General features: G+C 71.4%; 21 protein-coding genes. 18 read left to right on the top strand and 3 right to left on the bottom strand.

Features of this window, described 5'->3' with window-relative positions; all coding sequences use genetic code 11:
* The first annotated feature begins 301 nt into the window (after positions 1-301).
* The 4 genes from fdhA (at position 302) to ACGWYJ_RS11445 (ending at position 5,058) form a co-directional block, all read left to right on the top strand.
* Entirely contained in the window at positions 302-1,510 is a 1,209-nt protein-coding gene (gene fdhA / locus ACGWYJ_RS11430) for a formaldehyde dehydrogenase, glutathione-independent (RefSeq protein WP_395105863.1), read from the top strand.
* Positions 1,511-1,592: 82 nt separating this feature from the next.
* The gene (locus tag ACGWYJ_RS11435; RefSeq protein WP_395105864.1) at positions 1,593-2,012 is read left to right on the top strand and encodes a hypothetical protein; all 420 of its coding nucleotides are present in this window, start codon (positions 1,593-1,595) and stop codon (positions 2,010-2,012) included.
* A gap of 91 nt (positions 2,013-2,103) precedes the next feature.
* A complete protein-coding gene (locus ACGWYJ_RS11440) occupies positions 2,104-3,735 on the top strand; it encodes an ABC transporter permease (RefSeq protein ID WP_395105865.1) in 1,632 nt (543 codons plus the stop codon).
* Between the two features lie 105 nt (positions 3,736-3,840).
* Positions 3,841-5,058: a zinc-dependent alcohol dehydrogenase gene (locus ACGWYJ_RS11445; RefSeq protein ID WP_395105866.1), complete on the top strand. Its 1,218-nt coding sequence runs from the start codon at positions 3,841-3,843 to the stop codon at positions 5,056-5,058.
* Between the two features lie 8 nt (positions 5,059-5,066).
* On the opposite strand, the gene ACGWYJ_RS11450 is transcribed toward ACGWYJ_RS11445, so the two are convergent.
* Positions 5,067-5,813 (bottom strand): SDR family NAD(P)-dependent oxidoreductase, encoded by a 747-nt coding sequence (locus ACGWYJ_RS11450; RefSeq protein WP_395105867.1) that lies wholly within the window; start codon positions 5,811-5,813, stop codon positions 5,067-5,069.
* A 700-nt stretch (positions 5,814-6,513) separates the two neighbouring features.
* Here ACGWYJ_RS11450 and ACGWYJ_RS11455 point away from each other — a divergent pair.
* The 3 genes from ACGWYJ_RS11455 (at position 6,514) to ACGWYJ_RS11465 (ending at position 10,316) form a co-directional block, all read left to right on the top strand.
* Positions 6,514-7,740, top strand: a complete 1,227-nt coding sequence (locus ACGWYJ_RS11455; RefSeq protein WP_395105868.1) for a DegT/DnrJ/EryC1/StrS family aminotransferase — start codon at positions 6,514-6,516, stop codon at positions 7,738-7,740.
* A 145-nt stretch (positions 7,741-7,885) separates the two neighbouring features.
* On the top strand, positions 7,886-8,887 hold the full coding sequence (locus tag ACGWYJ_RS11460) for an NAD-dependent epimerase/dehydratase family protein (protein WP_395105869.1): 1,002 nt from the start codon (positions 7,886-7,888) through the stop codon (positions 8,885-8,887).
* Between the two features lie 154 nt (positions 8,888-9,041).
* Positions 9,042-10,316: an MFS transporter gene (locus tag ACGWYJ_RS11465; protein ID WP_395105870.1), complete on the top strand. Its 1,275-nt coding sequence runs from the start codon at positions 9,042-9,044 to the stop codon at positions 10,314-10,316.
* 25 nt (positions 10,317-10,341) lie between these two features.
* On the opposite strand, the gene ACGWYJ_RS11470 is transcribed toward ACGWYJ_RS11465, so the two are convergent.
* Positions 10,342-11,346 (bottom strand): amidohydrolase family protein, encoded by a 1,005-nt coding sequence (locus tag ACGWYJ_RS11470; RefSeq protein ID WP_395105871.1) that lies wholly within the window; start codon positions 11,344-11,346, stop codon positions 10,342-10,344.
* A 13-nt stretch (positions 11,347-11,359) separates the two neighbouring features.
* The gene (locus ACGWYJ_RS11475; RefSeq protein ID WP_395105872.1) at positions 11,360-12,466 is read right to left on the bottom strand and encodes a zinc-binding dehydrogenase; all 1,107 of its coding nucleotides are present in this window, start codon (positions 12,464-12,466) and stop codon (positions 11,360-11,362) included.
* 360 nt (positions 12,467-12,826) lie between these two features.
* Between ACGWYJ_RS11475 and ACGWYJ_RS11480 the strand changes: the two genes are divergently transcribed.
* From ACGWYJ_RS11480 to ACGWYJ_RS11530, 11 genes are all read left to right on the top strand, one after another.
* Entirely contained in the window at positions 12,827-14,431 is a 1,605-nt protein-coding gene (locus tag ACGWYJ_RS11480; protein ID WP_395105873.1) for an ABC transporter substrate-binding protein, read from the top strand.
* 40 nt (positions 14,432-14,471) lie between these two features.
* A complete protein-coding gene (locus ACGWYJ_RS11485) occupies positions 14,472-15,494 on the top strand; it encodes an ABC transporter permease (RefSeq protein WP_395105874.1) in 1,023 nt (340 codons plus the stop codon).
* The gene (locus tag ACGWYJ_RS11490) at positions 15,481-16,350 is read left to right on the top strand and encodes an ABC transporter permease (protein ID WP_395105875.1); all 870 of its coding nucleotides are present in this window, start codon (positions 15,481-15,483) and stop codon (positions 16,348-16,350) included. Before ACGWYJ_RS11485 ends, ACGWYJ_RS11490 begins: the two co-directional genes overlap by 14 nt.
* Positions 16,351-16,366: 16 nt before the next feature.
* Positions 16,367-17,521 carry an ABC transporter ATP-binding protein gene (locus ACGWYJ_RS11495; RefSeq protein ID WP_395105876.1) on the top strand — a complete coding sequence of 385 codons (1,155 nt, stop codon included), beginning with the start codon at positions 16,367-16,369 and terminating at the stop codon, positions 17,519-17,521.
* Positions 17,518-18,633 carry an ABC transporter ATP-binding protein gene (locus ACGWYJ_RS11500; RefSeq protein WP_395105877.1) on the top strand — a complete coding sequence of 372 codons (1,116 nt, stop codon included), beginning with the start codon at positions 17,518-17,520 and terminating at the stop codon, positions 18,631-18,633. Before ACGWYJ_RS11495 ends, ACGWYJ_RS11500 begins: the two co-directional genes overlap by 4 nt.
* A gap of 91 nt (positions 18,634-18,724) precedes the next feature.
* A complete protein-coding gene (locus ACGWYJ_RS11505) occupies positions 18,725-19,834 on the top strand; it encodes an NDMA-dependent alcohol dehydrogenase (protein ID WP_395105878.1) in 1,110 nt (369 codons plus the stop codon).
* Positions 19,835-20,018: 184 nt separating this feature from the next.
* Positions 20,019-21,494 (top strand): aldehyde dehydrogenase family protein, encoded by a 1,476-nt coding sequence (locus ACGWYJ_RS11510; protein ID WP_395105879.1) that lies wholly within the window; start codon positions 20,019-20,021, stop codon positions 21,492-21,494.
* Positions 21,478-22,497, top strand: a complete 1,020-nt coding sequence (locus tag ACGWYJ_RS11515) for an LLM class F420-dependent oxidoreductase (protein ID WP_395105880.1) — start codon at positions 21,478-21,480, stop codon at positions 22,495-22,497. Before ACGWYJ_RS11510 ends, ACGWYJ_RS11515 begins: the two co-directional genes overlap by 17 nt.
* Positions 22,498-22,528: 31 nt before the next feature.
* Positions 22,529-23,650 carry an NDMA-dependent alcohol dehydrogenase gene (locus ACGWYJ_RS11520; RefSeq protein WP_395105881.1) on the top strand — a complete coding sequence of 374 codons (1,122 nt, stop codon included), beginning with the start codon at positions 22,529-22,531 and terminating at the stop codon, positions 23,648-23,650.
* Positions 23,651-23,684: 34 nt separating this feature from the next.
* Complete coding sequence (locus ACGWYJ_RS11525) at positions 23,685-24,977, top strand: phenylacetate--CoA ligase family protein (protein ID WP_395105882.1); 1,293 nt, start codon at positions 23,685-23,687, stop codon at positions 24,975-24,977.
* Positions 24,978-25,002: 25 nt separating this feature from the next.
* A complete protein-coding gene (locus tag ACGWYJ_RS11530; RefSeq protein WP_395105883.1) occupies positions 25,003-25,836 on the top strand; it encodes an SDR family NAD(P)-dependent oxidoreductase in 834 nt (277 codons plus the stop codon).
* Positions 25,837-25,918 lie beyond the last annotated feature (82 nt).

The raw sequence follows: 25,918 nt of genomic DNA on the forward strand, positions 1-25,918 counted from the left end.
TGCCATCGGTGCCGGGATCCTTGAGGGCGGTGGCCGGGGCGTCCTCGCGGGACTCGCTCCCAAGGAGATTCTCGGTGGTCAGGGCGTCCTCCGCGGCGGTACATGGCTCGGTCGGGGTCTAGAACCTCGTACGTTCGTCCCGCCACCGGCGGTTCACGCGCGGCCACGTCCCGCCGCGCGAAGCGGCGGCCGCCCCCTCACCGCCAATCGTTTACCCGATGATCACGTGTCGCCGGTGTTGACGTGCGCGCGGCCGGGCATGCGCCGACCGAGATCCTAACGATGGGCGGAAAGGTCGGCCATGGCGAACAACCGAGGCGTCGTCTTCATGGGACCGAACAACGTGGAGGTCCAGGAGTTGCCCTATCCGAAGCTGGAGCTGCCCGAGCAGAACGGGCGCAAGCTGGAGCACGGGGTGATCCTGAAGACCGTCGCCACCAACATCTGCGGGTCCGACCAGCACATGGTGCGCGGCCGGACCACCGCCCCGCGCGGGCTCACCCTCGGTCACGAGATCACCGGAGAGGTGGTCGAGACGGGCCGGGACGTGGAGTTCATCAAGGAGGGCGACATCGTCAGCGTGCCGTTCAACATCGCGTGCGGGCGCTGCCGCAACTGCAAGGAGCGCAACACCGGGGTCTGCCTGAACGTCAACCCGGCCAGGGCCGGCGCCGCCTACGGCTACGTCGACATGGGCGGCTGGCACGGCGGCCAGGCCGACTACGCCGTCGTGCCCTGGGCCGACTTCAACGCCCTGAAGATCCCGGCCGACCGGGACACGATCATGGCGAAGATGCGCGACCTGACCATGCTGTCGGACATCTTCCCGACCGGCTACCACGGCGCCTACACCGCGGGCGTCACCACCGGGTCGACCGTGTACGTGGCGGGCGCCGGGCCGGTCGGCCTGGCCTGCGCCACCGCCTGCTTCCTGCTCGGCGCGGCCGTGGTGATCGTGGGCGACCTGAACGCCGACCGGCTGGCCCAGGCCCGCAGCTTCGGCTGCGAGACCGTCGACCTGTCGGAGCACGCCGACGTGGCCGATCAGATCGAGCAGATCCTCGGCGTTCCCGAGGTGGACGCCGCCGTCGACTGCGTGGGCTTCGAGGCGCGCGGGCACGGCCGGCAGTCCACGGTGGAGCAGCCCGCGACCGTCCTGAACTCGGTGATGGGGATCACCCGGGCGGCGGGCGCCGTGGGCATCCCCGGCCTGTACGTCACCGGCGACCCCGGCGCCCCCGACGAGCACGCCCGAGAGGGCACGCTGGGGATCCAGATCGGGCTCGGCTGGGCCAAGTCCCTCACGTTCACCACCGGCCAATGCCCGGTCATGCGCTACAACCGGCAGCTCATGATGGCGATCCTGCACGACAGGGTGGAGATCGCGAAGAACGTCAACGCGACCGTCATCCCGCTGGAGCGGGCGCCCGAGGGCTATGAGGAGTTCGACCGGGGCGCGGCCCGGAAGTACGTGATCGACCCGCACGGGATGCTGCCCGCGGCGAGCTGACGACCTGCGGCGGAACCGGTTCGGCCGCTCACCACGGGTATGGGGGGCGGATCGACCGCATACGAGGGGGAGGGTTGGTCCCATGCGTCTGTCCATCAGGCCGCGGCACGTGCCGGGCCGGGTCACCACCGGCGCGTTCATCCTGAACTCCGGGCTGGAGAAGTGGGGAGCCGCGGAGGAGGCCGCACAGGGATACCACGGCATGGCCGTCGGCGCGTTCCCGTTCCTGGAGAAGGTGCCGCCGGCCCGGTTCCTGCGGCTGCTGTCGATCACGGAGATCGTGGTGGGGTCGGTGGTGCTGGCGCCGTTCGTCCCCTCGGCCGTCGCGGGCGCCGCGCTGACCGGCTTCTCCGGTGGCCTGGTCGGCCTTTACCTGCGGGCGCCCGGCCTGCGCAAGCCGGGCAGCATCTTCCCGACGCAGTCCGGCGTCCCCATCTTCAAGGACTTCTGGATGCTCGGCATCGGCCTGAACCTCATCGCCGACGCCATCGAGCACCGTTGATCATGGCCTGACGCCATGGCCCGCCGGCGGGCCAAGGGCTACCGTGGTGTTGATCGCACTTTCCAGGGGACGCGGCAACCACGAGGAAACCATGAGCACCACCGAGCGGCCCGCCGTGGCGCACGACGACCACAGGGTTCCGGGTACGTTCGCGGGGACCGGCGCGATGCTGCGGTTCCTGCTGCGCCGTGAGCGGTTCCTGCTGCCGTGGTGGCTGCTCGGCGGCACGTTCCTGTTCGCGTACCAGTCGGTGGGCAGCCAGAGCGTCTACGACACGCCGCAGGACCTGGCGAACCTGCGGGAGACACTGGGCGCCAACGCGGCGGTCGTCGCGATGAGCGGGCCGCCCGAACTGCTGGAGACCATCGGCGGCGAGGTGGTCTTCGAGATCTTCGCGTTCCTGTCGATCATCGTGGCGCTGATGAACATGTTCCTGGTCGGGCGGCACACCCGTACCGAGGAGGAGACGGGACGGGCCGAGCTGATCCGCTCGGCGCGGGTGGGGCGGCGCGCCCAGGCGACCGCCGCGCTGTGCCTGGCGGCGATCGCCGACCTCGGGATCGGGCTGCTGGTCGTCCTGGCCGGGATCGGCACCGGCCTGCCCGCGGGCGGATCGCTGGTCCTCGGCGCCGCCGTGGCCGTGGTCGGCCTGTTCTTCGCGGGACTGGCGACGGCGGCGATGCAGGTGTTCCAGGGCGTGCGGGCGGCCTACGGCTCCGTCGCCCTCGTCCTCGGGGCGGCGTTCGCGCTGCGCGCCATCGGTGACGCCGGTGGCGGGGCGGTGTCGTGGGCGTCCCCGATCGGGTGGGGGCAGCGCACGTTCCCCTACGTCGAGAACCGGTGGTGGCCCCTGCTGTTCCCGCTGGCCGGGGCGGCGCTGCTGGCGGCGGCCGGGTTCGCGCTGCTCGACCGGCGCGACTTCGGCGCCGGGCTGGTGGCGCAGCGGGACGGGCGGGCCGCCGCACCCAGGTCGCTGGGGTCCCCGCTCGGGCTGGCCTGGCGGCTGCAGCGCGGAACGCTCGCGGGATGGACGGCCGGGCTTCTGCTGCTGGGTGTGGGCTTCGGGTCGATCGGCGACACCGTCACCGAGTTCGCGCAGGACAACCCGGAGTTCGCCGACTTCCTCGGCGGGCGGGCGAATCTGATCGACTCCTTCTTCGCCTTCAGCTTCGTGGCGGTGGCCCTGCTCGCCGCGGCCTACGGCGTGGTGAGCGCGATGCGGCTGCGGGCCGAGGAGACCTCGGGACGTGCCGAGCCGATCCTCGCGACCAAGGTCAGCAGGCTGTCGTGGCTCTCGGGGCACCTGGTGGTGACGCTGGCGGGGGCGCTGGCGCTGCTGGTGGTGTCCGGGCTCGGCATGGGCGTGGCCTACGCGCTGGCCGCCTCCGACCCCGGGCAGATCCCGCGGCTGGTGGGGGCCTCGCTCGTCCACGTCCCGGCGGTCTGGCTGCTCGTCGGCCTCGCCGTGCTGGGCCTGGGCTGGCTGCCCAGGGCCGCCGCCGCCGTGGCCTGGGCGGTGTTCGCGTACTGCGCGTTCATCGCGATGTTCTCCGACGCGATCGACCTTCCCGGCTGGACCGAGGCCGTCTCGCCCTTCGCCCACACCCCCGAGCTGCCCTTGGAGAGCCTCACCGCCACGCCCCTGGCCGTCACGGCGGCCGTGCTGGCGGCGTCGCTGGCGGGCGGCTATCTGGGCCTGCGGCGCCGCGATCTCGGCTACTGACCCGCGGCCCGCCGATTCGTACATAAGTGTCAGACCCCTTCTTACGGGCACGAACGCGAACAAAGCACTGCGATCGCGATCGACCAACGCTTGGGGGATGGGGTCATGAAGGCTGTGGTGTGGCGCGGTGTCGGGGACATCGCGATGGAGGACGTGCCGGACCCGCGGATCGAGGACGACGCGGACGCCATCGTGCGGATCACGGCGAGCGCGATCTGCGGGACGGACCTGCACGTCGTCCGGGGCACGGTGCCGGGGATGCGGCCCGGCACGATCCTCGGCCACGAGGCGGTCGGCGTGATCGAGCAGATGGGCCCGCAGGTCCGCAACTTCGCGGTGGGCGACCGGGTGGTGGTCTGCTCCACGATCGCGTGCGGCCGCTGTGTCTACTGCCGGGCCGGCTACTACGCGCAGTGCGACGTGGCCAACCCCAACGGCCCGGCCGCGGGGACGTCCTTCTACGGCGGCCCCGAGCAGACCGGGCCTTTCGATGGGCTACAGGCGGAGTACGCGCGCATCCCGTACGCGCATACCAATCTGGTGCCGATCCCTCCGGGGGTCACCGACGAGCAGGCCCTGATGGTCAGCGACATCTTCCCGACCGCCTGGTTCGGCGCGCGGCTGGCCGAGGTGGCGCCCGGTGACGTGGTGATGGTGATGGGCGCGGGGCCGGTCGGGCAGCTGGCCGCGCTGTCGGCCCGGATCCAGGGCGCCGGGCGCGTCCTGATCGCGGACGGCAACGCCGACCGGCTGGAGGACGCGCGGCTGCAGAACGCCGAGACCATCGACGTCAACATCGAGGACCCGGTCGCCGCCGCCCGTGAGCTGACCGGCGGCATCGGCCCCGACCGGGTGATCGAGGCCGTGGGGGTGGACGCCGAGACCGCGGAGGCCGGTCCGGCGGCGCCCGCCGACGACGACCCGGCCACCAGGAGGTTCGCCGAGGAGGTGAGGCAGGTGGCGCCCGAGACCAACCCCCGTGACGGGCAGTGGAAGCCGGGCGACGCTCCGAGCCAGGCGCTGCGCTGGGCGGTGGACGCGGTCGCCAAGGCCGGGACGATCGGGATCGTCGGCGTCTACCCGCCCTCCTTCGAGTCGTTCCCGATGGGCAAGGCGATGCAGCGCAACCTCACGATCAAGTCGGGCAACTGCAATCACCGCCGGTACGTCCCCGGGCTGCTCAGCAGGATCGCCGCGGGCCGCGCCGACCCCACCACCGTGGTCGCCCAGGAGGAGCCGATGTCCGACGTCATGCGGGCCTACGAGGCGTTCGACCGCCGCGAGCCCGGCTGGACGAAGGTCGTGCTGGAGGTGGCGGGCTGAGAAGCGGATCACGAGAGGGTCGTGCCGCCGTTGACGGTGAGGGTCTGGCCGGTGATGAACGCGGCGCGGTCGGAGGCCAGGAACGCCACCGCCTCGCCGATGTCGGAGGGGGAGCCCAGGCGCCCCAGCGGGACGTCGCGGGCGTACTCCTCCATCAGCGAGGCGGGGATGCCATGGTGCCGGTCGGTGGGGATCCACCCCGGCGCGACGAAGTTGACGGTGATGCCGTGCGGGCCGAATTCGCGCGCCCAGCTGTGGGCGAGCCCGAGCTGGGCCGACTTCGCCGCGACGTAGGCGCTGGATTTCGGCGGGCCGAGATGGACCACGTCGGACCCGATGTGGACGATGCGGCCGTAGCCGCGCTCCTTCATTCCGGGCACGACCTTCCGGACGAGCAGGAGCGGGCTCTTGACAAAGAACTCCAGCTGGGCGAGAACGTCCGCCCAGCGCAGTTCCTCGACGGGGATATCCGGCTGCGGCCCGGTGGCGTTGAGCACCAGGACGTCGATCGCGCCGAAGGTCTCCCGCACGCTGTCGCACAGGCGGCCGACGTCGTCCTCGTCGGTGATGTCGGCGCGGAAGAGCTCGGCGCGTCCGCCGGCGGCGGTGACGCGCTCGCGCAGGGACGTGGCGGCGGCGCTGTCACGCCGGTAATTCAGCGCGACGTTCAGTCCGTCGCGGGCGAGCGCGGCCGAGACCGCGGCGCCGAGGCCGCGCGAGGCGCCGGTCACCAAGGCCGTCCTTGGACGGGTCATGAGCCCAGATTAACAGGCGGTTTCCAAGGGAACGCAATGCCCCTTCGCCGTCCCTTTCATCGGGCCCGGTAGCTGATCGATAAATGGCCATTGTTTTGCTCGGCAGACGCTTTTCTGACGGTGTCGTTGCCGACATTTCCAGGGGCTATTGCCGTTCCGGCTCATGGTGTCTCGGGGTGAGACCGTGCTCACCCGGGCGGGGGTGGGAACCGCGCCCGCCGGTCAAGTCTTCGCAGGACATGGGAGGACGTCAGCGGTGATATCCCGCGATTGGACCGGCTGGTGACATTTCCTGATCTTGCCTGACATGTCCTGGTATGGGGGTGTGGCCGGTAATATCGCGCCCTCACCGGGGAAGAACGTCGAACGCATTCGATCGGCGACCTCCGGAACATCGTTTCTTTACGGTGTCCTGGATGAGTGGCGCCGACCGCGGGACCGGGGTTACTATTTTCTTCCCCGCGATCGATACCGGTAGACATGACAGTCCTCTTAACATCGAGGTGCGGGAGTGGTCGGGGCCGGGAATGAATGATCTCGGCCGCGGCCGTAACTACAGATTGGATTTGCCTTCACAGGTCCGGCGCCGGTCGCGTTGGGCGGGCGCGCCCTCGGGGTTCACGCGGCTGCGCATTCGACCCGCGACACCCATATCGCGCACTGGATTACAGCTGTCAGATCAAGGGAGAGGAGTGCCGGCATGACCTACGTGGTCCCCTACAGCGGGATCTCCAACAGGCCGGGCGACGAGGAGATCAAGGCCGTGACCCAGGCGCTGACCCAGGACACCCTGGCGATGGGTCCCTGCGGCAAGGAGTTCGAGGCGCGGCTGGGCGACTTCCTGGGCGCCCGCCATGTCCAGGCCACCAGTTCCTGCACCACGGCGCTGTTCCTGGCCGCGCAGGTGCTGGAGCTCCAGCCGGGCGACGAGGTGATCACCACGCCGCAGACGTTCTGGGTGACCACCTGGCCGCTCCAGGCCCGCGGCTGCGTGATCAAGTTCGCCGACATCGACCCCGACAGCCTGAACATCGACCCCGCCACGATCGAGCCGCTGGTGACCGAGCGCACCAAGTCGATCTGGGTTGTCCACTACGGCGGCCAGGCCGTCGACATGGACCCGGTGATGGAGATCGCCAGGCGGCACGGGCTGACCGTGGTCGAGGACTGCGCCCATGTCGCCGGCGGCACCTACAAGGGCAGGGCGCTGGGCACCATCGGCGACATCGGCTGCTTCAGCTTCCACTCGCTCAAGAACATGACCACCGGCGAGGGCGGGGCGTTCGTCACCCGTGACGACCGGTACGCCGAGATGGCCCGCGCGCTGGGCACCATCCACGTGTGGGGCCCGATGCGCGAGCGCGAGGAGCCCGCCATCGGCCCGTACCGGCAGCCCGCGTACTACCGCGACGCGCACGTGCTGCGGTCCTACACCCACGACTACGTGGACGGGCGCTACCTGGTCGGCAACAACTTCCGGATGAGCGAGCTGAGCGCCGCGCTGGGCATCGTCCAGCTCGGCAAGCTGGACCGGCTCAACGGGCGCCGCCGCGAGATCGCCCACCGGCTGGACGAGGGGATCCGGGACGTCCCGGGCATCCGCGTCCAGAACGAGAAGCCCTACGCCCGCCACGTCTACCACCTGTACACGCTGTTCTACGATCCCGAGACCGTCGGCGCGCCCAAGGACGACTTCATCAAACACCTGCAGGAAGAGGAGGGCATCGAGATCGTCGTCCGGTACTTCCCGATCCACCTGCTGCCCGAGTTCCGGTCCCTGGGACACCGCTACGGCGAGTGCCCGGTCGCCGAGCGGACCTACTTCGAGCACCAGATCCAGCTCCCCATCTATGACCACCTGACCGACGCGCAGGTGGAACACATGATCGGCGCGGTGCACCGCGGGGTCGCCGCACTGCGCAGCTGAGACGGGCCGCCCGGGCCCGTCAGGGCCCGGCGCGCGCGGCCGTCCCGAAGAGCGGCCGCCGATCGACGAGGGTCCCGTCTTCTCCCAATCCTGTCTTCGTACCCCCGTGCGCCCTGAAACGGGCGCACAGACCAGGAGTCTCATCATGGACACAACATCGCCGGACGCCGCCCGGAACGACACCGTCGCCGTCACCGGAGGGTCGGGCTTCGTCGGCGGCCATCTGGTCTCGGCGCTGGCCGGCCAGGGCAAGAAGGTGGTCGTCGTCGACCTGGACGAGCCCTCGCCCGAGCTGGCCGCCCTGCCCGGCGTCTCGTACCGGCGGGCCGACCTGCGCGACTACGGGGAGACGCTGCTCGCGCTGCGCGGCGTCGACACCGTCTTCCACCTGGCGGGCAACGCCAGCGGGACGCGCTCGGTCCAGTACCCCAGGTTCGACTTCCAGATCAACGGACTTGGAACGTGCCATGTCGGCAACGCCTGCGTCGAGATGGGCGTGCGGCGGCTGGTCTACATGTCCTCCGCCATCGTGTACGGAACGCCGCAGCGCTACCCCATCGACGAGGAGCACCCGACCCGCCCGTTCCTGCCGTACGGGGCCTCGAAGTTCTCCGGCGAGCTGACCCTGCGCAGCCTGCACGAGGCCGTCGGCCTGTCCGTGGTGATGGGCCGCTGCTTCGTCATCTACGGGCCCGGCGAGGACCCGCGCACCGCCGGCGGCGAGGTCTCCCAGTTCATGCGCTGGCAGCTCAACGACCTGCCGATCCCGGTCGTCGGCGACATCGACCGCAAGACCCGCGACTTCGTGCACGTCTCCGACGTCTGCGCCGCGCTCATCGCCATGGCCGAGAACGGGGTGCCGGGCGAGGCGTACAACATCGGCAGCGGGACGGAGACGTCCATGCGCCAGCTCGCGGACGCCGTCGCCACCGCCACCGGCCGCCCGGCCCGGCTGAAGGCCGACACCTCCCAGATGGAGGACAGCTTCCGCCTGGTGGCCGACATCTCCAAGCTCCGCGGCATCGGCTACCGGCCCGCCGTCACGCTGGCGCAGGGCCTGGAGTCCCTCGCCGGCGCGCTCGGCCCCTTCCCCGAGCTCCCGACCGCGACGGTCGCCTTCCGCCGCGAGGCCGTCGAGCAGACCTGAGCGCCGCGCGCTCGACACCCCGCCCGGCGGGCCCGGACCAGGACTTGCTGAGCGGGCTCCGACGCCGCCCGGCAGGATCCGGATCCTGCCGGGCGGACCCGGCCCTCGGGGCGGCTCCGGATCCATTCCGAGACTCGATCACCAGGGGTACACCATGCTCGAACGCAGGGCCGACGGCGGCGCGCGCACCGCGGACGACGGCGCGACCGGCGACCAACCCCCCGGGACGGGCGCCGTCCCGTCCCCGTCCGGCAAGAGGTCGGTGCGGGCCTCCGTCGGCGCCGTCTTCTTCGCCAACGGCGCCGCGTTCTCCACCTGGGCGGCCCGCGTCCCCGCGGTGCGGGACGGCCTCGGCCTGTCGCCCGGTGACCTGTCGGTGGCGCTGACCGGCCTGGCCGTGGGCGCCGTCGTGGGCCTGCCGCTGGCGGGCGCGCTGGTCGCGCGGTTCGGGAGCAGGCGGGTGCTGGCCGGTGCCGTGCTGTACCTCGGGGCGCTGCCGCTGGTGGCGATGGCGCCCCAGCTCGTCTACCTCACCGCGATGCTGGCGCTGTTCGCGATCGGCAACAGCGCCCTCGACGTCGTCATGAACACGCAGGGCGCCCTGGCCGAGCGGGCGTTCCAGCGTCCCCTCATGGGCGGCTTCCACGCCATGTTCAGCCTGGGCGGTGTCACCGGCGCGGGGATCGGCGGCCTGGCCGCGCACATGGGGGTGGACGTCCACCTGCACTTCCTGGCGGCCACGGTCGTGCTGCTGGCGGTGTGCCTGGTCGCCGCGAGGCTCCTGCCGCCCGACCCGCCCTCGGGCCGGTCCGCGGACCGGCAGATCGCGCTGCCCGTGCGCGGACTGTGGGCGCCCGGCGCCATCGCCTTCTGCGCGCTGATGGCCGAGGGGCTGATGAACGACTGGGGGTCGGTGTACCTGCACGACGTCGCCCACGTCACGCACTTCACGGCGGCGGCGGGCGTCGCGGTCTTCTCCGCGGGGATGGTGACGGGCCGGCTGGCGGCCGACCGGATCCGCGCGCAGATGCGTCCCGACCGGTTCCTGCGCGGGTGCGCCCTGGTCGCCGCGTCCGGCGCCGCCCTCGCCGTCACCCTGCCCTGGGCCTGGACGGGCCTGGCCGGCTACATCCTGATCGGGCTGGGGCTGGCGGCCATCATCCCGGTGACCTTCAGCCACACCGCCGGGCGCTTCCCGGACAAGCCGGGCGCCTCGATCGCCGCCGTCTCGACGGTCGGCTATGTCGGCTTCCTGGTCGGCCCGCCGGTGATCGGCCTGGCCGCCGAGTCGGCCGGGCTGCGCGCGGTCATGGCCGTCTTCCTGGCCCTCATGGTGTCGCTGATGTGCATGACCCCCGCGGTGCGTCCCGCCGTGCCGGGGGACGCACCGGAAAAAGAGCGGGTCAGGACGCGCGGGAACGGGCGGTGAGCCCGTCCGGCGGGCGCGCCGGCTCTCAGGCCGGCGGCTCCACGCCCAGGAAGCGGAAGGCGTTGTGCCAGGTGATGTCCTCCAGTACGGCGTCGGGAAGGTCCATGGTGCGGAGCGAGCGGCCGGCGGGCTCCTCGCGCGGCATCGCGGGGAAGTCCGAGCCCACCAGGATCCGGTCGTGCCCGAGCAGGTCGATGATGTACCGCAGCGCCCGCCTGTCGAACACCATCGAGTCGTAGTAGAACCGGCGCGCGTACTCCAGCGGTGACGGGCCGTCGTCCGGCATGACGGCGCGCTCCTTGACGGGCGGCTCCTCGTTCCACGTGCCGCCCCAGAAGTACTGGGCGCGCGGCACCATCAGCGGGAAGCCGCCCGCCGCGTGGCTGAACGAGATCCGCAGGTTCGGGCATCGGGCCGCCGTGCCGCCGATGATCAGCGACGCGGCGGCCAGCGCGCCCTCCAGGCCCACCACGTAGGTGCCCATCGCGGCCCTGGGCAGCCGGTCGGTCGGGGTCGGCAGCGCGTGCACGAAGATCGGCAGGTCGAGCCGCTCGGCCTCCTCGAAGAACGGCAGGAACCGTTCGTCGCCGATGGACGCGCCGTTCACGTTGGAGGCGATCTCGACGCCGCGCAGCCCCGTCTCGCGGATCGCGGTCAGCTCCTTGGCCGCCGCCTCCGGGTCCTGCATCGGCACCAGCCCGAACCCGATCAGCTTGGACGGGTCGGCCGAGCACAGGGCGGCGGTGGCCTCGTTGATGTGCCGGGCCAGCGACAGCGCGTCCGGCAGCGGCAGGTCGTAGCGCAGCAGCGGCGGCATGGGCGTCAGCACCTCGACGTCCACCCCGGACGCGGCCATCTCCTCGATCCTGCGCTCGGCCTCGAAGAACACGTCCCGCGCTTTGAACCGCACGGCGCCGAACAGCAGCGTGCGCGCGGTGTCCCCGTCGATCGGCTCCATCCTCGGGAAGCACTCGGGGGCGTCCGCCGGGTAGTCGCGGGGCAGCAGGTGGGCGTGCGCGTCGACGAGCATTCGGGGCCTCCGGTCAGCCGTTGGGGTGGACGGAGACGTGGATCGCCTCCTCGCCGGGCACCTCGCCGGCCAGCGTCTCGATGGCCCGCGCGCAGTCGTCCAGCCCGAAGGTGTGGGTGTGCATCCGCTCCAGCGGGAACCGGCCGGACTCGATGATCGCGATCGCCTCCTCGTTGGCGCGGGCGTCCACCCCGAACGCGCCGACCACGTTCAGCGCCCGGTTGATGATGAGGTCGGTGCGCAGCGGGATCTCCTTGCCGCCCTTGAGCCCGGCCAGCACCACCCGGCCGCCGTGCCGGGCGGCCAGCAGCGCGTCGGTCACCGGCTGCTCGGCCATCGGGGTCAGCTCCAGGACGACGTCGGCCATCGCGCCGTCGGTGATCTCGCGGACCCGCTCGACGGTGTCCTCCGCGCCGTCGCCGTCCACCGTGATCGTGTGGTCGGCGCCGAACTCGCGGGCCAGCGCCAGCTTGTGCGCGTCCGCCTCCAGCCCGGTGACGATGATCGTCCCGGCGCCGGCGGCGCGCGCCGCGACGACGCAGGCCAGGCCGCGCTGCCCGGTGCCCAGCACCAGCACGGTGTCGCCGAGGCCGACGCCGCCGAGGTGCGCCGCCCAGCGCACCCCCGCGCCGAGCGGGTTGTACATGGCCGCGACCTCGGCCGGCAGATTCTTGTCGATCTTGTGGACGACCGTGCCGGGCGACAGGTACAGGTACTCGGCGAACCCGCCCCACAGCGCCGGCTCCAGGTCGATGGGGCTCACGCCGTGCCCGGCCCTGCGGTTGGGACAGGACTGGTAGCGGCCGGTGAGGCAGTGCTGGCAGTAGTGGCACGGCACGATGACCTCCAGCGCCACCCGGTCGCCCGGCTGCACGCCCCACCGCGCCGCGGCCTCGTCGCCGATCTCCTCGATGATGCCCAGCGGCTCGTGCCCGGGGATCGTCGGCTTGGTGCGGTCACGGCCCAGATGGCCCCGGTAGATCTCGACGTCGCTGCCGCAGATGCCGTTGGCCTCGACGCGCAGCAGCCCGTCGTCCGCTCCGATCGTGGGACGGGGGAACTCGCGTATCTCGATCTTTCCCGGGCCCACCTGGACGGCGGCGCGGACGGTGTCTCCCATGGCAGGCGGCCTTTCTTCGGGGGTGGAACTCGGGCGGCGGCTCGGGGCGCGCGGCGCGGGTGCGAACCGGCCGGCCGTCCCCACCCTGTCCCGCTCCCGCGGCCGGACGCGACGGGGGTTTCGCGTCACGGAAACCGAGGCCGCCGCCCGGGTGGCGGCCGGGCGCTTGTCTTCCGTCCCACGAAAGGCCGCTATGCCGGCCAGGGGGCGTGTGGTGACCTCGCCCTAAGCGCATCAGTGAGCCAGGCCACATTGGGGGGTGGGCGGGCTCCATCTCCGAGGTCCCCGGCCCTCCGCCCGGGCCCTCCGCGGAACCGACAACGGTCATTGCGTCTCGGTCACTGAAGCAGGAGGACGCAGGTGAGAAGAAAGATCCAGCTGATGGCTGGACTCCTGGCGGTGGTGCTCGCCGCCACCGCGTGCAGCCAGCAGGGAGCCTCCACCGAGGGCTCCCCGTCCGCCGGACCCCCACAGCGGGGCGGCCAGATCACGGTCCTCAAGGACGCCTCCTTCGACGGCAGCTGGCCGTCGGGGCTCGACCCCGCCACCAACACCACGGGCGGGGCCAACATCGCCCAGATGGCGGCGATCTACGGCGGGCTGTTCGTCATCTCCGCCAACCCGGACGGCACCGGCGCGAAGGTGGTGCCCCACCAGGCCGAGAGCTACCAGATCCTGGACGGGGGCAAGACCCTCAAGATCAAGATCCGGCAGGGCATCACGTTCACCGACGGCACCCCGTTCGACGCCGAGGCGGTGCGGTTCAACATCGACCGCAACATGAAGTCCACCTGCACCTGCCGGCCGATCTGGCAGCTTGCCAAGAACGGCATCAGCACCGAGGGCAACGACACCGTGGTGCTGCGCTTCACCCAGCCCACCGCGTCGGCGATCAACAACATCCCGATCGCCAACGTCAACTGGATCGCCTCGCCGGCCGCGCTGAAGCAAATGGGCGAGGCCAAGTTCCGCGTCAACCCGGTCGGCGCGGGACCGTTCAAGGTCGTGTCCAACCGGCTCAGCTCGGAGCTGGTGCTGGAGCGCAACCCCAACTACTTCAAGAAGGGCCTTCCCTACCTCGACCGGCTGACCTTCAAGTCGATCGGCGGGGACCAGGCCGCCTACCAGGCGCTGCTGGCCGGCCAGGCGGACGCGTTCGAGGGGATGACCACCACCCCGCTGCTGGACCAGGCGACCAAGAACGACAAGCTCACCGTGACGGTGCAGCCGCCCACCTCGCCGTACGTCATCCAGCTCAACACCCAGATCGCGCCGTTCGACAACGAGAAGGCGCGGCAGGCGATCTACTACGCGACGGACTTCCAGGCGATCGCGCGGGGCGTGTTCAAGGACAAGTTCCCGGTGAGCCAGACCTTCACCGCGCCCGGCGGGCTCTTCCACCACAAGGAGGGCGTGCCCGGCTACCGCACCTACAACCTGAACGAGGCCAAGCGGCTCGTGCAGGAGGTCGGCGGCATCAACGTCACGCTGGGCACACTCGGCGACTACGTCGCGCGGCAGGTGAACATCGCGCTGCAGACCCAGTGGCGGCAGGCCGGCATCAACGTCAAGATCGAGGACTACCAGCTGAACCGGCTGGTCGAGGCGTTCAACAGCGGCAAGTGGCAGGCGATGCTGCAGACCGCCGGGGCGTGGGATCCGGCCGCGGGCGTCGGCGTCGCGTTCCGGTTCGCCTCCACCTCGCCGTTCACCGGCGTCAAGGACCCGAAGCTGGACCAGATGCTGAACCAGGCGGCGGCCGAGGTCGACCCGGCCACGCGGGACAAGCTGTACGCCGACGCCGGCAAGTACATCAGCGACAAGGCGTACGCGCCGTTCGGCCTCGCCTTCGCCCCGGCCAACCTGGCGGTCAAGGGCGTGTACGGCCCGGGTCTCACCACCAAGATCCCGCCGCTGGTCGTCAACTCCGGCATCCTCTGGGACGAGGTCTGGAGGGCCAAGTGACCGTGCCGGCGACGCACCGGGCGACCGGGCGGGAGGCGCAGTGACGGCGGTCGTCGCCAAGCGGCGGACGGGCGACCGGGGCATCTGGGCCCGGATACCCCGGTCGCCCGCCGTACGGCTGGTGGTCAAGAGGCTCCTGCTCGCGATCCCCATCATGCTGGGGGTCACCATCCTGACCTTCTGGGTGATCAACCTGATCCCCGGCAACCCGGCCCAGGCGCTGCTGGGCCCGGAGGCCACCCCGGACCAGATCCGGGCGATGGAGATCCAGATGGGGCTCGACCGCCCGGCCCACGAGAGGTATCTGGACTGGCTCGGCGGCGCGGTCCAGGGCGACCTGGGCACGTCCCTGATCAACCGGCAGCCGGTGGCCACGCAGATCATCGACCGGGTGGCGGTGACCGGTGAGCTGGTCACGCTGACGCTGGCCGGCGCGCTGGCGTGCGCGGTGCCGCTGGCGCTGGTCGCGGCGCGCAGGCCCGGCGGCCCGTTCGACCGGCTGGTCACCGTCGTCAACGTGACCGGCCTGTCGATGGCCAACTATGTGCTCGCCCTGCTGCTGGTGCTGGTGTTCTCCGTCACGCTCGGGGTGCTTCCGGCCATCGGGTTCGTGCCGCTGACGGAGAGCGTCGGGCGCAACCTCGGCTCGCTGGTCCTGCCGTCCGTCGCGCTCGGCTTCCCGCTCATGTGCGTCTACACCCGCTTCCTGCGCGCCGACCTGGTGGACCAGATGCAGGGCCAGGACTACGTCGTCACCGCACGGGCCAAGGGCGTCAACCCCTGGCAGGTCCTGGTGCGGCACGCCCTGCGCAACTCCTCCTACGGCCTGATCGCGCTGGTCGGGCTGAACATGGGCACGCTGATCGGCGTCACCGTGATCATCGAGCAGATCTTCGCGCTGCCCGGGACCGGGCAGCTGCTGCTGTCGGCCATCAACTCCCGCGACATCGTGCTCATCCAGGGTGTGGTCGTGTTCTTCGCGGTGGTGACCGTGCTCGGGAACCTCGCGGCCGACCTGCTCCAGACCGTTCTCGACCCGAGGATCCGCTATGGCGATCGCTGAGACCGCGCCGGCCGTCACCGCGCCGGCCGCGGAGGCGCCGCGGCGCGCCTGGGCGCAGCGGCTGGGCGTCATCGTCCCCGCCGGGCTGGTCGCGCTGGTGGCCCTGGCCTGCTTCCTGGGGCCGCTGGTGCTGCCGATCCCGCAGCCGACCGGCGGCAACATCGTGGACGCCTACCTGCCGTCCTTCTCCGCAGGGCACCTGCTCGGCACCGACCCCAACGGCAACGACATCCTGGCGCGCATCCTGTACGGCGGGCGCAACTCGCTGACCGTGGCGATCGCGGTGAACGTGATCGGCATGGCGATCGGCGGCTCGTTCGGCGCGCTGTCGGCCTACTTCGGCGGCACCACCGACATGCTGATCATGCGCGTGTTCGACGTGCTCATCGCGTTCCCCTCCCTGGTGCTGATCCTGGCGGTGGCGCAGAGCCTCGGCCCGAGCCGGATCAACACGATCCTGGCGCTGGGGTTCTTCAGCATCCCCGCGATGGCCCGCATCGCGCGGGCCGCCACGCTCAGCCTGTGCGAGCAGCCGTTCATGGCGGCGGCGAAGCTGTGCGGCACGCCCACCCGGCGGATGCTGCTGCGACACATCGCGCCGAACGTGGCGCCGCAGCTCCTCACGTTCAGCATCCTCGGCATGGGACTGATCATCGTGATCGAGGGGGCGCTGAGCTTCCTCGGCCTGGGCATCGCGCCGCCCGCGCCGAGCTGGGGGAACATGATCTCCGAAGGCCAGGCGAGCCTGTCGGCGACGCCGATGCTGGTGATCTGGCCCAGCCTGATGCTCTTCGTCACCGTGCTGGCCTTCAACCTGCTGGGCGACGCCCTGCGCTCGCGATGGAGTTCCCGATGAACCGAGGGAGTCGCCCATGAGCTCCGCCCCAGACGCCGTCCCCGCCACCGGCCGGCGACTGCTGGAGGTGCGGGACCTGCGGGTCACCTTCACCCAGGGCGCCCGCCTGGTGCACGCCGTGAACGGGCTGTCGTACACGCTGGACGAGGGCGAGATCCTCGCGATCATCGGTGAGTCGGGGTCGGGCAAGACCGTCGCGTCCCGCACGCTGATGGGGCTGCTGCCGCCGTCCGCGCGGATCTCCGGATCGGTGCGGTTCGACGGCGACGAGCTGGTCGGACTGCCGGAGCAGGCCATCCGGCGCTACCGCGGGTCGGAGATCGCGATGGTGTTCCAGGACCCCGCGCGCTCGCTGAACCCGACCATGAAGATCGGCACGCAGATCACCGAGGCGATCCGCCAGCACTCGGACCTGGACCGGGACGCGGCGAAGAAGCGCGCGATCGAGCTGCTCAAGCTGGTGCACCTCCCGGCGGCCGAGCGCCGCTTCCACGAGTACCCGCACCAGATGTCCGGCGGCATGCGGCAGCGGGTGGTGATCGCGATCGCGCTGGCCGGTGAGCCCCGGCTGCTGATCGCCGACGAGGCCACCACCGCGCTGGACGTGACCACCCAGGCGCAGATCATGGAGCTGCTGCTGGACCTGCGCGAGCGGCTCGGCATGGCGATCGTCCTGATCAGCCACGACCTGGGCCTGGCGGCCAGCTACGCGCAGCGCGTGGTGGTGATGTACGCGGGCCGCGCGGTCGAGTACGCCTCCGCCGAGCTGCTGTTCGCCGACGTGCGGATGCCGTACACGCGGGCGCTGCTCGGCGCCATCCCGCTGCTGGACCGCCCGCCGCACGGGGAGCTGCCGGTGATCTCCGGCCAGCCGCCGGACCCGGCCGCGCTGCCGGAGGGCTGCCCGTTCCGGCCGCGCTGCGATCTGGCGACCGACAGGTGCGCCGAGGCGCCGCCGTTCCAGGAGCACGAGCCCGACCACTGGTGGGCGTGCTGGAACACCGCGGAGGCCGTCCCGGCGTCGGTGACCACCAACTCTGGCGGCGGAGCCGTTCGGGGGGTCTGGGGGACCGCCCCCAGGAATGACACCAACTCTGGCGGCGGAGCCGTTCGGGGGGTCTGGGGGACCGCCCCCAGAAATGACACGAGCGAGGACGGAGCAGGCCGATGACCGCCCCCGTGAACGTCTCCAAGGGCGTCTCGAAGGAGAGGGACGACGCCAAGGCTCCCGCGGACCTTGAGCGGATGGAGCCGCGCGCCCCCGGTGAGCCGCTGCTGGAGGTGCGCGACGTCGTCCAGGAGTTCGCCGTACGCGGCCCCGGCGGCGTCAAGGGAGCCGTGGTGCACGCGGTGTCGAACGTGTCGTTCGACATCGCCAGTGGGGAGACCCTGGGCATCGTCGGCGAGACGGGCTCGGGCAAGTCCACGCTGGCTCGGTCCATCATCCAGGAGCCGCGCCCGAAATCGGGCGAGGTGCACCTGCTCGGCACGGACCTGATGCGGTTGCGCCGCAAGGCCCTCACCCGGGCGCGGCGGCACGTCCAGATGGTCTACCAGGACCCGTTCGGCTCCCTGAACCCCAAGTGGCGCGTCACCGAGCTGGTCGAGGAACCGCTGGTCGGGTACGGCGTCAAGCCGGCGGAGAAGCGCCGCCGGCGGGTCGCCGAACTGCTCGACCTGGTCGGCCTCGACCCGTCGGTGTACGGCAGGCGGCGCCCGCACGAGCTGTCGGGCGGGCAGTGCCAGCGCGTCGCCATCGCCCGCGCCATCGCGCTGAACCCGGCGCTGGTCGTCTGCGACGAGCCGGTGGCCTCGCTGGACGTGCTGATCCAGGCGCAGGTGCTCAACCTGTTCGAGCGGCTGCGCTCGGAGCTGGGCCTGTCGTACCTGTTCATCTCGCACGACATGGCGCTGGTCAAGCAGGTCAGCGACCGGGTGGCGGTGATGCACCTCGGGCAGATCGCCGAGATCGGCCCGTCCGAGGACCTGTACCACAAGCCCCTGCACCCCTACACCTCGGCGCTGCTCAACTCCATTCCCGGGCTCGACCCGGCCACCGGGAAGGTGCGCCGCCCGGCGCCGCCGCCCGGCGAGCCGCCGTCGCCGATCGACCCGCCCAGCGGCTGCCGGTTCCGCACCCGCTGCCCGTTCGCGCAGGACCGGTGCGCCACCGAGACGCCGCCGCTGCGTGAGGTCGGCACCCGGCGGCAGGTCGCCTGCCATTTCCCGCTCGACGGGAAGGCCGGCGACGCCGCGCCGCCCCCCGCGGCTTCCGTGTCATGAAAGAGATATCGATCCCGTGGTCGCCCGCTCTGCATAGTCATGGTGAGGACGGCGAACTGGCCGGCGACCGGAACAATGGAACGAGGCTCCAATGGGAATGATCACCCGAGCCGCGATCTGCCGGGCGCCCGGCAGGCCGTGGGAGATCGCCGACGTCGAGCTGGACGAGCCGAAGGCCAACGAGATCCGCATCAAATTCATGGCGGCCGGGCTATGCCATTCCGACGACCATATCCAGAAGGGCGACGCGCCCATGCGGATGCCCGTCGTGGGTGGTCACGAGGGTGCCGGCATCGTGGACGCGGTCGGCGAAGGGGTGACCAGGGTCGCGGTCGGTGATCATGTCACCTGCTCCTTCATTCCGGCCTGCGGCTCGTGCCGTTACTGCTCGACCGGACGGCAGAATCTGTGCGACGCCGGATTGAACGCGGGCACCGGAATGTTCCCCGACGGCACGTTCCGCTTCCATCTCGACGGCGAGGACCTGGGCGGGCTGTGCGTTCTTGGAACGTTCTCCCAGTACGCGGTCGTCTCCGAATTCTCCGCCATCAGGATTCCCGATGACATTCCGTTCGACGTGGCCGCGCTGGTGGCCTGCGGGGTGCCGACCGGCTGGGGCTCGGCGGTGTACGCCGCGGGCGTCCGGCCGGGCGACACGGTGGTGATCTACGGCGCCGGGGGAGTGGGCAGCAACGCGGTGCAGGGCGCCCGGTTCGCCGGGGCCAAGAACGTGATCGTGGTGGACCCCGTCCCGTTCAAGCGGGAGATGGCCGAGGTGTTCGGCGCCACCCACACCTTCGCCGACGCCGCCAAGGCGCACGACTTCGTCGTCGAGACCACCTGGGGCGAGCTGGCCGACCACGCGATCATCACGGTCGGGGTGCTGCACGACGAGGTGATCCACAACGCGCTCAACGTGGTCGGCAAGAGCGGCCAGGTGACCATCACCGCGGTCGGCGGCGGCACGCTGGACGTCCACCCCGGCATGCTGATCGGCTACCAGCGCCGGGTGCAGGGCGCCATCTACGGCGGGTGCCGCCCGCTGCACGACGTGCCCCGCCTGCTGGGCCTGTACCGCTCGGGCGACCTCAAGCTCGACGAGCTGATCACCCGCCGCTACCGGCTGGACGAGGTCAACCAGGGCTACCAGGACATGCTGGACGGCAAGAACGTCCGCGGCGTGATCATCCATGACCACTGACGGCGGAGCCGTTCGGGGGGTCTGGGGGACCGCCCCCAGAGATGGCACGGGCACTGACGGCGGAGCCGTTCGGGGGGTCTGGGGGATCGCCCCCAGGGATGGCACGGGCACGAGCGGGGCCGTCCGGAACGTCTGGGGGATCGCCCCAGGAATGACACGAGCATTGAGGGCCTAGGGAGCAGGCATGACGACCGTGCTATCCGATGCGGCGAAGGACGCGCTGCGGGTGGACAACGCCCATCTGATCGGCGGCGAGTGGGTTCCCGCCAGGAGCGGTGAGACCATCGAGGTGATCAACCCGGCGACCGGGGAGACGCTGGCGCAGGTGCCGCGGGGCACCGCGGAGGACGTGGACGACGCCGTGCGCGCGGCCACGGCCGCGTTCCCCGCGTGGCGCGACACCAGCGCCACCGCGCGGGCCGAGCTCATCATGAAATGGGTGCGGCTCATCCAGGAGCATGAGACCGAGCTGGACCGGTTGGAGTCGCAGGACGTCGGCAGGCCGCACTGGGGCCCGATCGCGCCGATCAGGATCCTGACGTTCATCGCCGGGCAGGCCGACAAGGTGCTCGGCACCTCGATGCCGACGCACTCGCCGGACGTGATCGGGCTGACGCTGCGCGAGCCGTACGGCGTGGTCGGCAGCGTCATCCCGTGGAACGCGCCCGCGGCGATGTTCTCCAACGACGTCGGCGCGGCCATCGCGGCCGGCAACACCATCGTGATCAAGCCCGCGGAGGACGCGCCGCTGGCCCCGCTGGCGCTGGCCAAGCTGGCGATGGAGGCCGGCATCCCGGCCGGGGTCGTCAACGTCGTCACCGGGTACGGGCCCGAGGCCGGCGCCGCCATCCCCGCGCACCCCGGCGTCCACCGGATGAGCTTCACCGGCTCGCCGCAGACCGGCCAGGCGGTGATGGAGGCGTGCGCCAAGAACCTCACCCCGCTGCACCTGGAGCTGGGCGGCAAGTCCCCGCAGGTCGTCTTCGACGACGCCGACCTGGACGCCGCGATCCCCGCGATCGTCGCGGGCATCACGCTGAACACCGGCCAGGTGTGCGCCGCCGGGTCCCGCGTCGTGGTGGACCGGAGCGTCCACCAGGAGGTCGTGCGCCGGCTGGCCGAGCGGATGAGGCAGGTCAAGGTGGGGCCGTGGCATCAGCCGGTGCAGATGGGCCCGCTGATCAACGCCAAGCAGCACGACCGCGTGATGGGCTACGTGCGGCTGGGCCAGGAGGAGGGCGCCGAGCTGGTGCTGGGCGGCGGCGTGCCGTCCGGCGAGGAGTTCGAGCGCGGCTACTTCGTGGAGGCCACGCTGTTCGACCAGGTGCGGCCGGACATGCGGATCGCCCAGGAGGAGATCTTCGGCCCGGTCCTCGCGGTGATCCCGTTCGACGGCGAGACCGAGGCGCTGGAGGTGGCCAACGGCACCGAGTACGGGCTGGTCGCCTCCGTGTGGACGCGGGACGTCGGGCGCGCGGTGCGGATGTCGCGGGGCATCCAGGCGGGCCAGGTGGCGGTGAACGCGGCGCTCGGGCCCGGTGTGATCGGCGCGCCGTTCGGCGGCTACAAGCGCAGCGGCTTCGGCCGGACCATGAGCGCGGACGCGGTCAAGGAGTACACGCGCGTGAAGGCGGTGTCGCTTCGTGGCACCGCGCTCTGACGACAACGGCGCGGGGGAGGCCCGCGAGGCCGGGGCCACCACGGGGGTCCGGCTCCGTGTCCTGATGGAGCCCCGGCACGGGGCCCGGTACGACGAGATCCTCGCGCTCGCCCTGGCCGTCGAGGAGGCCGGGTTCGACGCGTTCTTCCGCTCCGACCACCTGTTCGGCGTGGACCCCGAGGATCGCGCGTTCCGCCCGACCGACTGCTGGACGACGATCGGCGGGCTGGCCAGGGACACCCGGCGGGTGCGGCTCGGCGCGCTGATGGGCGCGGCCACGTTCCGCCACCCGGGCCTGCTCGCCAACATCGTCGCGTCCGCGGACGAGATGAGCGGCGGGCGGGTCGAGCTGGGCCTGGGCACCGGCTGGTACGAGCGCGAGCACGAGGCGTTCGGCATCCCGTTCCCCCCGACGGCCCGCGAGCGGTTCGACCGGTTCGAGGAGCAACTGGCCATCATCAAGGGGCTGTGGACCGTCCCGGAGGACGACACGGCGGGCTTCTCCTTCGACGGCGTCCACTGGCAGGTGAAGAACAACCACGCGCCGCCCCGTCCCACGCAGTCGCCGCACCCCCCGATCCTGATCGGAGGGTCGGGACCCAAGCGCACCCCCGCGCTGGCCGCCCGCTACGCCGACGAGTTCAACACGGCGCTGGGCGACGACGACGCGGTACGGGAGCGGCACGAGCGCTTCTCCCGGGCCTGCGAGGCGATCGGCCGCGACCCCGCCGAGGCGCGCCGGTCCTCGGTGGTGCCGGTCGCCTGCGGGACCACCGAGGACGAGGTGGACCGGCGGGCGGAGATCATCGGCTCGGACTTCATGCGGAGGCACGCGGCGATCGGCTCCCCCGAGCTGGTCACCGAGCGTATCGCGGCCCTGGCCGCTCTCGGCGCGGACACCGTCTACCTGCACATCTACGACATCCACGATCTGGACCACATCGCGCTGATCGGCGCCGAGGTCCTGCCGCACACGGCGTCCATGAAGGTCGGAGCGCCATGAGCACTGCGCTACTACGAGCAGGGAGGACGCGATGAGCACGCTCACCACCCACGCCGCCATCGCCCGCGAGCCGCACCTCGGCTGGGAGCTGGCCGACCTCCGGCTCGACCCGCCCAAGGAACACGAGGTGCGGGTCAGGTTCCACGCGTCGGGGCTGTGCCACTCCGACCATCACATCACCAAGGGCGACGCCCGGGTGCGGCTGCCGGTCGTCGGCGGGCACGAGGGCGCCGGTGTCGTGGAGTCCGTCGGCCCGCACGTGCGGCGGGTGAAGCCGGGCGACCGCATCGTCTGCTCCTACATCCCCGCGTGCGGCGCGTGCCGGCCCTGCTCGACCGGGCATCAGAACATGTGCGTCAAGGGCCTGAACGCGGGCACCGGCATGTTCCTCGACGGCACGTTCCGGTTCCACCTGGATGGCGAGGACCTGGGCGGGTTCTGCACCCTGGGCACGTTCTCGCAGTACGCGGTGGTGTCCGAATGGGCGTGCATCCCGCTGCCCGACGACATCCCGTTCGAGATCGGCGCGCTCGTCGGGTGCGGCGTGCCGACCGGCTGGGGCTCCGCGGTGTACGCGGCCGGCGTCCGCGCCGGCGACACCGTGGTGATCTTCGGTGCGGGCGGCGTGGGCAGCAACGCCGTGCAGGGCGCGCGGTACGCGGGCGCCAAGAACGTGGTGGTCGTGGACCCCGTCGCGTTCAAGCGGGACATGGCCAAGACGTTCGGGGCCACGCACGCCTTCGCCACGGCGAGCGAGGCGCACGACTTCGTCGTCGAGACCACCTGGGGGCAGCTGGCCGACCACGTCATCTGCACCCCCGGCGTGGTCACCCAGGAGATCGTCGAGGCGGCCGTGCTGATGACCGGCAAGGGCGGCAAGGTCACCATCACCGCCGTCGGCAAGGCCACCGAGACGGCCGTCCACATGCGCGCCGGCCTGCTCATCAGCTACCAGCGGCAGGTGCGCGGCGCCCTGTTCGGCGACTGCAACCCGCTGTACGACGTCCCGAAACTGCTCGGCCTCTACCGGGCCGGCGACCTCAAGCTCAACGAGCTGATCACCCGCAGGTACCGGCTCGACCAGGTCAACGACGCCTACCGGGACCTGGAGGAAGGCAAGAACATCCGCGGCGTCATCGTCCACGAGCACTGAACGTCGGCGCTCCCACCGTCCGGAAGGAACTCTCGTGAGCAAGCCTGGCTTCGTCGCCGATGAGGACAGGGACGCCGTGACGGCGATGCTCCGCGCGCAGCTGGAGGGACTGCCCGCGCGCTCCCCGTTCTACGCCGACCTGTTCGCCGCGCACGGAGTGGACGCCGGCGCGCTGGAGTCCCTGGACGACCTGCGCAAACTACCGTTCACCGGCAAACAGGAACTGCGCGAGTCGCAGGCGGCGGCGCCCCCGCTCGGCCGGCACGCCGGCGTGGACCTCACCGAGGTGATCCGGGTGCACGCCTCCACCGGCACCACCGGAACGCCGAGCTGGGTCGGGGTCACCCGGCGCGACTCGGAGGCGTGGACGGAAATGGTGGCGCGGGCGTTCCGCACCATGGGCGCCACACGCGAGGACGTGGTGCTGCACGGCGCGGGCCTGACGCTGTTCGTCGGCGGGCTGCCGATCCGGGACGCCATCGAACGGATCGGCAGCACGATGGTCCCGATCGGGACGGGCGCCTCGGAGAAGGCCGTGCTGGCGCTGGAGACCCTCGGGATCACGGCGCTGCACGCCACCCCCTCCTACGTCCGTTACCTCGCCGAGTACATCCGGGAGCGCAAGGGCCGCGACCCGCGCGAGTTCGGCATCCGGAAGATCTTCGTGGGCGGAGAGCCCGGCGGCGGCGAACCCGCGTTCCGCGCCCACGTGGAACGCGAGTGGGGCGGCAAGGTCACCGAGGGTCTGGGCAACGCCGACATGGCACCCGTGCTGTTCGGCGAAGCTCCGGGCACCGACGGGATGCGCTTCACCGGCGGCCGCCACGTGGTCGTGGAGCTCATCGACCCGGACACCGGTGAACCCGTCGACCCCGAACCCGGCGCCACCGGCGAACTCGTCTACACCTCCGTGGACCGCGAATGCTGCCCGCTGGTCCGGTTCCGCACCAGGGACCGGATCGTGGTCACCGGCCTCGCGCACGACGGGGCCCCGCTGATCCGCTGCGTGGGACGCACCGACGACATGCTCATCGTCCTGGGCGTCAACGTGTTCCCCACGGCGGTCCGCGACCTCGTCCAGACCCTCCACCCCCGCACCAGCGGAGTCGTGCAGATCATCCGGCCCGACCGCGGCGGCCACCGCGTCGACCCGCCGCTCCGGGTCGAAGCGGAATGGGGCGCCGAACCCGGCGACCACGACACGCTCCGCCGCGACATCGAGGACCTGATCAGAACGCGGCTGACGGTGCCCGCGGCGGTGACGCTCGTCCCGCCCGGCACCATCGCCCGCTCGGAGATGAAGTCCCAGCTGACCCGCGTCGAATGACCGGGGCGACCAGAAAGGCACACCGATGACGGACGACCCGCTGATCGATCCGTTCGCCGACGCGGGACCGCGCTGGATGGAGGGCCGCACCGCCCTCGTCGCGGGAGGCGGCCAGAACACCGCCTTTCCCGGCGTCGGCTACGCCATCTGCATGCTCCTCGCCGCCCACGGCGCCCGGGTGGCCGTGCTCGACCGCGACAAGGACGCCGCCGCCCGCACCGTCGACCGCATCGCCGCGGACGGCGGCGAGGCCATCCCCGTGATCGCCGACGTCACCTCCGACCGGGCCTGCGCCGACGCCGTCGCCGAAACCGTCTCCCGCTTCGGACGGCTCGACACCCTCGTCCACACCGTCGCCGTCGGCGACCGCGCCGGGGTCTTCGACGTGACCCCCGAGCGGTTCGACGAACTCATGGACGCCAACTTCAAATCGGCGTGGAGCATCACCCGGCACGCGGTACCCGTACTTCCCCGCGGAAGCTCCATCGTCACCATTTCATCGGTCGGCGCCCGCTACCGGGGCCCAGGAATGGTCTACTGCGTCGCCAAAGCCGCGCTGGAGAACTTCACCGAAGGCGCGGCCACCACACTCGGCCCCCAAGGCATCCGCGTCAACTGTGTCCAAGTCGGCGCCATCTACGGCGCGTTCGCCGCCCGCGGCGGAATGCCACAGGAAATGCGCAAACCGCGCCTGGAAGCGACCTCGCTGAAGACCGAGGGCACCTCCTGGGACATCGCCTACGCCGCACTGTTCCTGTTGAGCGACCGGGCCAAGTGGATCTCCGGCCACATCCTCACCGTGGAAGGCGGCCCCCCACACCGCTACCCGGTAGGAGAACCCATCACCTCTGTGCCCTAACGCTGTGGGGGCTGTGACTTATGTGGGGGGCGGCCCCCCACACCCCCGTAGGGCCTCGCCCCTACGACCCCGGCAGGGGGCT

The organism is Actinomadura sp. SCN-SB (assembly GCF_043906805.1).
GTDB lineage: Bacteria > Actinomycetota > Actinomycetes > Streptosporangiales > Streptosporangiaceae > Spirillospora.